Below are 10,831 nucleotides of genomic sequence, written 5' to 3'. Positions count from 1 at the left end.
CTCGCGCGGACGGCCGTCCGCGCGAGCCCCCGCCGGCGGCGCGCGCCGGTCCGTCGGTGCCCGGATCCATGTGAGTGGCGACCTGGCGCGGCGCGACGGCGAGGTCCGGAAGGCTGCCTAACGTGGACGACGCAGTCGGACCCCCTCCCCACCTCGCAGGAAGGCCCCTCATGGCCGACAAGCCCTCCATCGTCCTGGTCCACGGCTTCTGGGGCGGCGCCGCCCACTGGTCCAAGGTCATCCTGGAACTCCACCGCCGCGGGTTCCGCGACCTGCACGCCGTGGAGAACCCGCTGACCTCCCTGGCGGACGACGCCGAACGCACCCGCCGGATGATCCGCCAGATCGCAGGCCCCGTCGTACTTGTCGGGCACTCGTACGGCGGCGCGGTCATCACCGAGGCCGGCGACCTGCCGAACGTGTCGGCCCTGGTCTACGTCGCGGCGTTCGCGCCGGACGCCGGCGAGAGCCCGGGCGGGCTCAGCCAGGAGGAGCCGCCGGCGGCGTTCGCGAACATCGCGCCCGACTCCGACGGCTACCTGTGGATCAAGCAGGACCTCTTCCACGAGAGCTTCGCGCAGGACCTCACGCCCGACGAGGCGCTGGTCATGGCCGTGACGCAGAAGGCACCGCTCGCCTCCACCTTCGGTGACACCATCACCGCCCCGGCCTGGCGCAGGAAGCCCTCCTGGTACCAGGTGTCCACCGCGGACCGCATGATCCACCCGGACAACGAGCGCCGCATGGCCGCACGGATCAACCCGCGCAAGACGATCGAGCTGGACGCCTCGCACGCCTCCCTCGCCTCCCAGCCGGGCGCGGTGACCGACCTGATCGAGGCCGCCGCGAACGACGTCACCGGCCCGTAGCGGATCCACCGGGCACGGAGCCCGCACCGGTTCCGGCCCCGCAGCCCCCGGCACCGGACGGACAGCCGGACAGCCCGACAGCCGGACAGCCGGACAGCCGAACAGCCCGACAGGCCGAGGCCCGAGGCCGCCGAGGCCCGATCGGTCCTGACCCGGTGGTGGGCCCGCCCGGGTGAGGAGGACTTCAGGCCGGGCACGCGCACGTGGCGGGTACCGGTACCCGAAGTCCCCCTCACCCGGCCGAAGTTGCGACGGGAAGACCGGACGGCGCGCGGGGAGCGGCGGTGGCGGCGTGCGGGCACCGACCGGCGCGCCGGGCCGGCCCCGGCCCCGCCCCACCGCGGGCCGGTCCCACGACGGCCGGGCGGATCCCGTAGGGTCGGCCAATGGCGAAGTACTTCGACGTTCACCCGCAGACCCCCCAGGCCCGCACCATCAACACCGTGGCCGACAGCCTCCGCTCCGGAGCCCTCATCGCGTACCCGACCGACTCCTGTTTCGCCCTCGGCTGCCGCATGGGCAACCACGAGGGCCTCGACCGGATCCGGTCGATCAGGCGCCTCGACGACCGCCACCACTTCACCCTGATGTGCGAGAACTTCGCCCAGCTGGGGCAGTTCGTCCACATCGACAACGACGTCTTCCGCGCCATCAAGGCCGCGACACCGGGCAGTTACACCTTCATCCTCCCCGCCACCAAGGAGGTCCCGCGCCGTCTGATGCACCCGAAGAAGAAGACCGTCGGCGTCCGGATCCCCGACCACACCGTCACGCGGGCCCTGCTCGCCACGCTCGGCGAGCCCCTCGTGTCCAGCACCCTGCTCCTGCCCGGCGAGGACGAGCCGATGACCCAGGGGTGGGAGATCAAGGAACGACTCGACCACGTGCTGGACGCCGTCGTCGATTCCGGCGACTGCGGCACGACCCCGACCACGGTCGTCGACTTCTCCGACGGCGGAGCGGAGATCGTCCGCCGCGGAGCCGGCGACCCCGCACGCTTCGAGTAGCCGCACGAGGACGCATCCGCCGGTGGCCGCCACCGACCCGCACCCGGTCCGGGCGGCGTCGCCGGACGGGGCGCCGGGCCTTGCGCACGCTCGGGGCGAGCGGGAGCCGAGGGCAGTGTCGGTGGCGCGCCTCTCGGCCTTCACCCGGAAGGTCCAACAGGACTCGGGGTCCTGTCCATGATCGTCCTAGGGTGGGCCGGGTACGCCGCCGTTCCGCCGCCGGGTGTGCCCGGTGCGGGCCGCGGATCGGGGTTCCCGGCTCGGCTTTGGATCGGAGCGACGCATGACCTCCTCACTGCCCTTCGGTGACAGGACGGACTTCGAGAACGCGGAGCGCGGGCTGATCGCCTCGCTGGTGCCCGCCGTGGTGAAGGCCGAGGACGGGCGGGTGATCTGGGACAACGACGCCTACGACTTCCTGCGGGGCGAATGCCCGCCCACCGCGAACCCGAGCCTGTGGCGCCAGGCGCAGCTGTGTGCGAAGCAGGGCCTGTTCGAGGTGACCGAGGGCATCTACCAGGTGCGGGGTCTGGACCTGTCGAACATGACGCTGGTGGAGGGCGAGCGCGGGGTGGTCGTGATCGACCCGCTGATCTCCGCGCAGACCGCTGCTGCGGCGCTCGCGCTGTACCGCGAGCACCGGGGTCAGCGGCCGGTGACGGGCCTGGTCTACACGCACTCGCACGGCGACCACTTCGGCGGTTCGCGCGGTGTGCTGCCGGCCGGTACGGAGGAGGGGGTGCCGGTGATCGCCCCGGTGGGCTTCCTCGAACACGCGGTGAGCGAGAACGTCTACGCGGGCAACGCCATGACCCGGCGGGCGATGTTCATGTACGGGGACCGGCTGCCCAAGGGCCCCGAGGGACAGATCAGTGCCGGGCTGGGCATGACCACCTCGACCGGCACGGTCACGCTGATCCCGCCGACGCTCGACATCACCCACACCGGGCAGGAGGAGACCGTCGACGGGGTGCGGATCGTCTTCCAGCTGACTCCCGGCACCGAGGCCCCGGCCGAGATGAACTTCCTGTTCCCCGACAGGCGGGCCCTGTGCCTGGCGGAGAACGCCACGCACAACATGCACAACATCCTGACCCTGCGCGGCGCAGTGGTCCGGGACGCCCGGATCTGGGCCCGCTACCTGGACGAGGCGATCGACTTCTTCGACGGACGGTACGACGTGGCGTTCGCCTCGCACCACTGGCCCACCTGGGGTCACGGCAACGTCGTGACGTTCCTGTCGGCGCAGCGCGACCTGTACGCCTACCTGCACGACCAGACCCTGCGGCTGCTGAACGACGGGCTGACCGGGCCGGAGATCGCCGAGCAGCTGGAGCTGCCGCCGGCGCTGGAGACCTCCTGGCACGCGCGGGGCTACTACGGCTCGCTCTCGCACAACGTCAAGGCCGTCTACCAGCGGTACCTGGGCTGGTTCGACGGCAACCCGGCGCACCTGTGGGAGCACCCGCCGGTGGAGCAGGCCCGCCGGTACGTGGACGCGCTCGGCGGGCGGAACCAGGCACTGGCGAAGGCCCGGGCCTTCACCCAGGACGGGGACCTGCGTTTCGCCGCCACCCTCCTCAACCACCTGGTCTTCGCCGACGCCTCCGACACCGCGGCCAAGGACGCGCTCGCCGGCGTCTACGACCGGCTCGGTCACGGCGCGGAGAACGGCCCCTGGCGCAACTTCTTCCTCACCGCGGCCCTGGAACTGCGCCAGGGACCGGGCACCATCCTGCTGGACTCCACCAACCCCGAGATGGCGATGGCCCTGACCGTCGACATGCTCCTCGACTCGATCGCGGTCCGCGTCGACGGCCCCCGGGCCTGGCAGGAGAAGCTGACGATCGACCTGGCCCTCGTCGACGAGCGCCGGCGCCACCGTCTGACCCTCAGCAACGGCGCCCTGACCCACCGCACCGTTCCCCAGAGCGGCGCGGCCAGGACAGCCGCCGACCTCACCCTGACCCTGACCAAGCCCCAGCTGCTGGGCCTGCTGGCCGGCGGCGGTTCGGAGAAGATCGACCACGAGGGCGACCTCGGCGCCCTCGATCGCCTCTTCTCCCTGGTCACACCGGTCGACAAGTCCTTCCCGGTCGTCACTCCCTGACCGTCCGACACCGCGACCACGGCCCCGTATGCCACCGAAGCCGCGCATGACCCGAACCGCACCCTCCAGGCTCCGCCGCCCCCACCTGGGCAGGCCGCGGCCCGCCGACGTCTCCGCCGGTCTGGTCACCGGTCTGTTCAGCATCCCCGAAGGCATGGCCTACGCGGCGATCGCCGGGTTCAACCCGGTCGCCGGGCTCTTCTCCGGTGTCGTGCCCGCCGTCGTCGGCTCGATCACCGCCCGCACCGTACTGATGGTCACCACCCTCACCAGCGCCATCTCGCTCACGGCGCAGAGCGTCCTGGCCGACGCCGGCCTCGATGCCGGCAGCAGCGGGAACATCGCGATGCTCGCCGTGATGACCGGCCTCGTCATGCTGCTCATGGGCGTCCTGCGGCTCGGAGTGGTGCTCTCGTTCGTCTCCAACGCGGTGATGACCGGCTTCTCCGTCGGCATCGCCGTGCAGATCGTCACCGGTGTCCTGAAGGACGCCACCGGCTACGAGCCGCAGGGCCACAACAAGCTCGTGCAGCTGGGCGACTGGGTGGTGCACGTCGGTTCCTGGGAGCTCGCTGCCACCCTGACCGCGACCGCCACCGTCGCCGTCTGGGCCCTGGCCCACGCCGTGAAGCGGCTGAGAACGGTCGCGCTGCTGATCGCCATGGTGGTCGTCAGCAGCGCGGTCGCCGCGCTGGGCACCGGTGTGGAGCTGGTCGAGGGCATCGCCGACATCCCCTCGGCCCTCCCCCACTACACCGCCCCCGACTGGTCGGCGTTCCCGCACCTGCTCGGCGGCGCCGTCTCCATCGCCCTGGTCGCCCTCGCGCAAGCGGCCGGTATCGCCCCGACCGTCCCCAACCCGGACGGCTCCCGTTCCTCCGTCAACGGCGACTTCGCCGCCCAGGGTGCGGCCAACGTCGCCGGGGCCCTGTTCCAGTCCCTGCCGGTCGGCGGCTCCCTGTCGCGCACCGGTGTCGCCGTCTCCGCCGGCGCCCGCACCCGCTGGACCGGGATCTTCTCCGGCCTGTGGCTCGCCGCGATCGTCCTCACCCTCGCGCCCCTGGCCGAGCGCATCCCGATGCCCGTCATCGGCGGCCTGATCATCGTCGTCGGCGCCGAACTCATCGCCGGCAAGATCCCCGACATCCGCCTCGTCCTGAAGACCTCTCCCCTGTCGACCGCCGCGATGGCCCTCACCTTCCTCGCCACCACCGAGCTCCCGCTCCAGCAGGCCGTCATTCTGGGCGCCGTCGCCTCCCTCCTGCTCTACTGCGCCCAGGCCGCCCGCCAGTCCCGGCTCCTCGCCCTCGAACCCGCGGGCGACGGCCGCTGGAGGACCGCGCCACCGCCCGACCGGCTGCCCCCCGGGCAGGTCACCGTCCTCGACTACAACGGCGTCAGCCTCTTCGCCGAACTCCCCCGCATGGACCGGAGCTGGCCCGCGCCCGCCGAGGGCGCCGTCCTCGTCCTCGTCGTCCGCGCCCTCCCCGACGTACCGTCGTCCGCCATGATCAAGCTCCTGCGCCGCAAGGCGGACGAACTCCACCACGCGGGCGGACACCTGATCCTCGCCGGCGTCCAGCCCCCGCTCGCCAGGATCGTCGCCGACACCGGTCTGGCCGAGCACCTCGGGCCCGGCGCCGTCGTCCCCGCCACCGGTACTCTCTTCGGCCCGCTCGAAACCGCCCTCCGCGACGCCGACGCCTGGATCGCCGCCCACCGCAACGCCCCGGCGCCGCCTTCGCCCTGACGCGGGCGCGTACTCGTCCGGAGCAGCACCGCCGGCCACGGCCGAGTCCCGGACCGGTCTGCGCCTCCAGGTGCCCGGGCTCGGCGGGCCGGCACCTCGTGTCGGTCCGTACACGTCCCGTCCTTCGCGGGTTGAATCGTCCCATTCATCGATCTGCGGTGTCGTGCGGCACCACACGAACGAGGGGAGACCGCCCATGGCACCCGTACCGAGCGGCACCTACGGCATCGACAAGCCCAACGAGCAGCTGCTCAGCCTGCCGGGAGTCAAGGAGCTCCTGCTGCTCCTCCCGCCCCACGGAGGCAAGGTGGAGGCGCAGTCGTGGGAGGTGGAGGAACTCGACAACGGCAACGTCCTGCTCCGCAACCAGCGGCACCGCTCCTACGCGGGCTACTACGGCGATCCGGAGGAGAACTCCGAGGTGGTCGGCTCGTCCGAGCCCCGGGAGTGGGAGCTCCGCCCGGCCGGAGATCCGGACGCCTCCCGGTTCCACGTGGTCGTCCCCGGCGGTCCGGTCGGAGGGACCGAGCTGGCGCTCGATCTCAGCCTGCTGGACATCGCTCCGCAGCGGATCGCCCTGCGACCGCTGGACGTCCGCGACGAGCAGCAGGCGTGGGGCTTCCTGATCCACCTTCCCGGATAGGGTCCGGCCGTCCGCGGTCGCGCGTCCGGCGGCGTCCGGCGGACGGCGCTCATCGGTGCGGGGGCCGCCGCCGCACGGCGGTGTGGCGGCAGCCCCCCGTTATGCGGCGTCTACTCCGGTTGCGTCACCGTCGCGGCCCACCGGATCGTGTCACCGGACGCGTCGACGCCCACGTAGAAAGATCCCAGCACGACCCCCGGAGCCATGGTCGCTGACCCCACCCCGGCGGTTCCGACCGGGCAGTCCACGGTGAGCGAGGCCGTCTGCACCCCCTGCGACTCCATCGTCACCTGCACGCTGCCGCCGCCCTCGCAGGCCACCGTGAGAACGGTCGGCAGGGTGCTCCACGCTCCGCCCGACACGAAACCGCCGTCCCCCACCTGGTCCGGCACCCACACCAGGCCGTCCGGCCCGGGGTGCGGGAGCAGCACGTCATCGGCAGCGACCGCAGGGCCCGCACCCGTCACCGCACACGCCGCCAGTACCGCCAGAACCGTGAGAACCCTCGCACGCCTCACAACCGCCCCCTTCGCATCCGTCATGACCTCCCCAGTGTGACGCCGCACGAGCGACGGGCGCCTGAGTATCCGTACTCAGTCAAGGCCGAAGCAGGAGCCGACGGGCGCCCGCGCGCGAACCGCCCGTCCACCCGCTCGCCGCCGACGTGCCCGCGGTTCCGGAGGTGCGTCCGGGCCGGGCCTGGCGCGATCAGGCCGGTCGGCCGTCCGCCTCCGAGGCGTCCGGTTCCGCGGGAGCCGTCCCGCCCGGTTCGACGAACAGGGCCAGGTACCGGAACTCCCCCGCCGCCCCGGGCCGGATCGAGTACGGCTGCCAGCGCAGGGGGTACGTTCCGCGCAGGACACGGGTGTTGGGCGGGTAGTCACCCCCGCCCCACAGCAGTTCCCCGGCCAGCTCGCCGCCCTCGTGCAACCGGAACGCGTGGTCGCGCGGCAGCTTCGCCGACGGCTTCGGCTCCCGCCACAAGGCCGACGTGTTGGTGACCATCAGCGCCAGACCGTTCTGGTCCGGCCGGTCGCAGAACCGTTCCAGCCGTGCCACGTCGAACACGAAGTCGCGCCTGGCCAGATCAGGGGCACCGTGCGCCTTCAGGGCGTACTGCTCGCCCGGAGGTCCGGCACCCACCGCTCCGCTCCAGGCGCTCTTGACGTACTTGAACTCCACCGCGGTCCGACCCTCCGCGGTGGCACAGAGCAGGTCGAGGTGCTCGACACCGTCCGAGGTGGTCTGCCGCACCTCCAGGCGGCACTGCACCTCGCGGTCGAGCTCCCAGAGCGTCCGGGCGAACGCGTGCTGCAGGTCGGCCTCCGAGTGGAACACCGGCCGTGTCCGGGCCAGCTCCGCCATCACCGCCGGCCGTGGCAACCGGCCGGCGACAAGATCATCCATGCCCAAGGTCGTCCCTCCTCGTCCAAGGACCCTATCGGAATGCGGACTTGGTGCGCCGGCCGGTCGTCGGTGTTCGGCGGGCCGGTGATCCTGAGCCCTTCCAGGAGCACGCTGACGTCGCCGTGCCGGCCGCGGGAGCGGGCGAGGACGACCCGGCGACGGCCACGGCTGACGCGACAGACGGCAGCGGGGCCCGCCGGACATCGGCCGGAGCCGATGTCCGGGAGGAGCCGCCCCCGCTACCGTCCGGTGGCGGGCCCGGCCGTGGACCGGGCGGTCAGGGTGACGGGCAGACCGGCCTCGATGCGCCGCAGGAGGCGCCCGCCGTGGACGCCGGGAGCGTCGAAGCAGCGCAGGTCGTCGGGGTCGTCGTCGGCGTCGGTGCGCAGGACCTCGGGAACGAGCACCGTTTCGGGAGCGACCGTCGGTCGGCCGGGAGCGGGAGCGAGGTAGTCGGGTGCGAGGACGGGCCCGTGCAGGGCGCCGCCGATGAGGTCCGGGGCGAACTCGGAGGACAGGACGGTGGCGTGGGCGTGGAGGTCGCCGTGGATCATCACCAGTTTGTCGGTCATGTTGCCGACGAACGCCTCGACGTGGACGCTCCCTCGGACGAGCAGTTTGGCGTCGCCCTCCAGGTAGACGGCGGTGGCCCTGAGGTCGCCGAGGACGATCAGGGCGGGGCAGCCGTCGTCGAGGTTGAGGATCGCGCCGGCGACGTCGAGGTTCCCGTCGACGATGTAGCCGGTGCCGTCCGGCTCGACGGCGTCGAGGTCGAGGTGGCCGTCGATGGCGAGGTCACCCGCGTGGACGTCGTAGTCCTCCTCGTACAGGTTCTCGTAGGTGCTGACAGGCAGGCTCCGCTGCTCGAAGAGAGCGACGGCGCCGTCCCAACTGTGCAGCGTGGCGACGATGTTCATGGGCAGAACTGTGCCACGCGCCACTGTCAGGCGAGCGGACTACCGGGCCACCGCCCTCGGCTCGCTCGGACGGCCACTGACCGGGTCCACAGTGAACACCGTGGTCTCCTTCTCCGCGAACACGGTGATCTCGTCCGCCCCGGACCACTTGGCACTCTTGAAGAAGCCGCGTCCGCCGGCCTCCTCCCACACGCCCAGATCCCAGTGGCGGGCTGACCACCCGCTGCCGGTCAGCAGCTCCACGCGGTAGACCGGGTCGATCGAGAAGGCGATGTCGGTCGCGGTCAGCACGTGGTCCGGGTGGTTCGGATCGGCCTTCCGGTCGACTGCCCGACCGTCCTCGCCCATCGCGAACGACAGGAGGGCGATCGGCAGCCCGACGAAGCCGAGAGCCACCAGGACAGCCGCGAAGCCGATCTGCGACCACCTGGAGCGGAACTCGAACTCGACCACCACCGAGACCACGATCAGCAGGACCGCTGCCCCGATCAGCAGGACCGCTGCCCCGATCAGCAGCACCGGGCGGTTGAACCAGCGCTCGACCTCCACCAGACCGCCCGAGCGCGAGGCCTGACAGCCCGGCAGGTACGCCAGGAGAGTCACCAACGCCAGACCTCTGAGCCACCATGCAATCCGCCTGCGACGTATCGCTGTCATACGCTCCCCCCGGTGATCGTCCTCGCGGACTGTACTACGGGGCGCGGCCATGCGTTCGGTCGCGACGGCGCCGTCGAACGTCGCCGGTCCCGCCACACGACGAGACCCGACATCTGATCGGACGGGCCACCCCTTCCCTCCTCGTCCTCCTTCGCCTCACCTCGTCCGCAGACGCCGACCTCTCGGGCCCGGTGCAGAACCACGCGGCGTCGTGATCGATGATCTGTGGATGCGTCCGTTGAAGCACGGCTACACCAACCGCACCGTCGGCGACGGATCGGTGGTGGAGAAGACCTATGAAGGTCCCGATGCCGGGCTCCGGCGCGCGCGGGAGCACACGCTGCTGACCCGGCTGGAGGGAAAGCTGCCCGTCCCTCCGGTACGCGGTCTGGACAACGGGATCCTCTCCCTCGGGTTCGTCACCGGCACCCCGGGCCAGGAACTGATGGAGGCCGGTAGCGCGGCTCCGGTCCTGGAGGCTTGCGGGGCACTGCTGCGCCGCATCCACGAGATCGCGCCGAGCATCCTTGGGGCGGAGACCCACGATGTCGGCCAGGTGCTCGTCCACGGGGACTTCGGGCCCAACAACCTGCTCCTGGCACCCGTGACCCCGGATGCGTTCCGGGTCACTGCCGTGGTCGACTGGGAGTTCGCCCACCTCGGCGACGCGGTCGAGGACCTGGCCTGGTGCGAGTGGATCGTACGGATGCACCACGCCGAGCACCGCCAGGAGCTCGGCCACTTCTTCGACGCCTACGGCGGACCTGTGCCCGCTTGGCCGGTGCGCCAGGCCGCCATGCTGGCCAGGTGCGCCGACCTGGAGCGGTTCTGCGACCGCTGGGAGTCGAACGGCCCGGGTGTGAGGCAGTGGCGGGAACGCGCCGCCACGACAGCGGGCTGGCGGGAGTAGCCCGCGTGTCGGCCGGTCGGAGGAGCGGCGGTCGTGACCGCCTGCGAGCCGCCAGGGTCGGGGCCGGGGCCGGCGAAACGCTACTGCCATGACCGCCGCAGGCCCGCCGGGTCAATTCGGTCGAGACGGCTGCAGCAGTCCGAGTAGCCTCGCCCTGTGGTGGATCAGGAGCAGTACGTCCGGTATCGGGAAGACTCGAAGGTGCTGGCAGTGATCGGGGAGCATGTCGACGCCCAGGTCGGCCGTGTCACCGTGCGACTGCCCAGGACTGTGGCCGAGGCCGCGGTGGATGCCTGGGAGCGTGACGAGTTGGGTGACCTCGGCGAGGAGACCCACGAGCAGTACGCGCTGCGGGACCAGGCCGGCGATCTGGCACTGATCGGCCTGGTGATCTCGGAGCGCGGCCGCTGGGAGGGTGAGGAGGTCGTGATCGACCTGGATGTCACCTCCGCGGGGGCAGCAGCGCGGGCGTCGCAGTAGTCACGCCGCACCGGCCCCCGTTCCGGATGCCCGGTGTGCCTGACGGGCTGCGCCCCTTGCGGGACTCGGACACCGCCGATG

11 protein-coding genes are annotated in these 10,831 nt (G+C 71.8%); 7 read left to right on the top strand and 4 right to left on the bottom strand.

The features are described 5' to 3' along the window. The first annotated feature begins 170 nt into the window (after window positions 1-170). The 5 genes from ABZY91_RS32640 to ABZY91_RS32620 all read left to right on the top strand — a co-directional run bounded on the left by ABZY91_RS32640 (window position 171) and on the right by ABZY91_RS32620 (window position 6,379). Window positions 171-869 (top strand): alpha/beta hydrolase, encoded by a 699-nt coding sequence (locus ABZY91_RS32640; protein WP_355406647.1) that lies wholly within the window; start codon window positions 171-173, stop codon window positions 867-869. Window positions 870-1,255: 386 nt separating this feature from the next. Further along, window positions 1,256-1,876 carry an L-threonylcarbamoyladenylate synthase gene (locus ABZY91_RS32635; RefSeq protein ID WP_329875879.1) on the top strand — a complete coding sequence of 207 codons (621 nt, stop codon included), beginning with the start codon at window positions 1,256-1,258 and terminating at the stop codon, window positions 1,874-1,876. Window positions 1,877-2,159: 283 nt separating this feature from the next. Next, window positions 2,160-3,986 carry an alkyl sulfatase dimerization domain-containing protein gene (locus ABZY91_RS32630; protein ID WP_355406645.1) on the top strand — a complete coding sequence of 609 codons (1,827 nt, stop codon included), beginning with the start codon at window positions 2,160-2,162 and terminating at the stop codon, window positions 3,984-3,986. Between the two features lie 46 nt (window positions 3,987-4,032). Further along, a complete protein-coding gene (locus ABZY91_RS32625; RefSeq protein WP_355406643.1) occupies window positions 4,033-5,736 on the top strand; it encodes a SulP family inorganic anion transporter in 1,704 nt (567 codons plus the stop codon). A gap of 196 nt (window positions 5,737-5,932) precedes the next feature. Continuing rightward, window positions 5,933-6,379 (top strand): hypothetical protein, encoded by a 447-nt coding sequence (locus ABZY91_RS32620; protein WP_355406641.1) that lies wholly within the window; start codon window positions 5,933-5,935, stop codon window positions 6,377-6,379. A gap of 110 nt (window positions 6,380-6,489) precedes the next feature. Here the strand turns inward: ABZY91_RS32620 and ABZY91_RS32615 are convergent, their stop codons facing one another. The 4 genes from ABZY91_RS32615 to ABZY91_RS32600 all read right to left on the bottom strand — a co-directional run bounded on the left by ABZY91_RS32615 (window position 6,490) and on the right by ABZY91_RS32600 (window position 9,306). Further along, window positions 6,490-6,810, bottom strand: a complete 321-nt coding sequence (locus ABZY91_RS32615) for a hypothetical protein (protein ID WP_329949926.1) — start codon at window positions 6,808-6,810, stop codon at window positions 6,490-6,492. A 277-nt stretch (window positions 6,811-7,087) separates the two neighbouring features. Continuing rightward, window positions 7,088-7,786, bottom strand: coding sequence for a hypothetical protein (locus tag ABZY91_RS32610; protein ID WP_355406639.1), 699 nt, complete (start codon window positions 7,784-7,786; stop codon window positions 7,088-7,090). A 239-nt stretch (window positions 7,787-8,025) separates the two neighbouring features. Next, entirely contained in the window at window positions 8,026-8,703 is a 678-nt protein-coding gene (locus ABZY91_RS32605; protein WP_355406637.1) for a hypothetical protein, read from the bottom strand. 39 nt (window positions 8,704-8,742) lie between these two features. After that, the gene (locus ABZY91_RS32600) at window positions 8,743-9,306 is read right to left on the bottom strand and encodes a hypothetical protein (protein ID WP_355406635.1); all 564 of its coding nucleotides are present in this window, start codon (window positions 9,304-9,306) and stop codon (window positions 8,743-8,745) included. 283 nt (window positions 9,307-9,589) lie between these two features. Between ABZY91_RS32600 and ABZY91_RS32595 the strand changes: the two genes are divergently transcribed. Both ABZY91_RS32595 and ABZY91_RS32590 read left to right on the top strand, forming a co-directional pair. Continuing rightward, complete coding sequence (locus ABZY91_RS32595) at window positions 9,590-10,270, top strand: phosphotransferase (RefSeq protein WP_355406633.1); 681 nt, start codon at window positions 9,590-9,592, stop codon at window positions 10,268-10,270. Between the two features lie 210 nt (window positions 10,271-10,480). Further along, window positions 10,481-10,750 (top strand): hypothetical protein, encoded by a 270-nt coding sequence (locus ABZY91_RS32590; RefSeq protein ID WP_355406631.1) that lies wholly within the window; start codon window positions 10,481-10,483, stop codon window positions 10,748-10,750. Window positions 10,751-10,831: the final 81 nt, after the last annotated feature.

This window comes from Kitasatospora sp. NPDC002965, assembly GCF_040611255.1.
Lineage (GTDB): Bacteria > Actinomycetota > Actinomycetes > Streptomycetales > Streptomycetaceae > Kitasatospora.
Note: the sequence above shows the minus strand (reverse complement) of the source record. Positions and strands in the feature narration are given on the sequence as shown.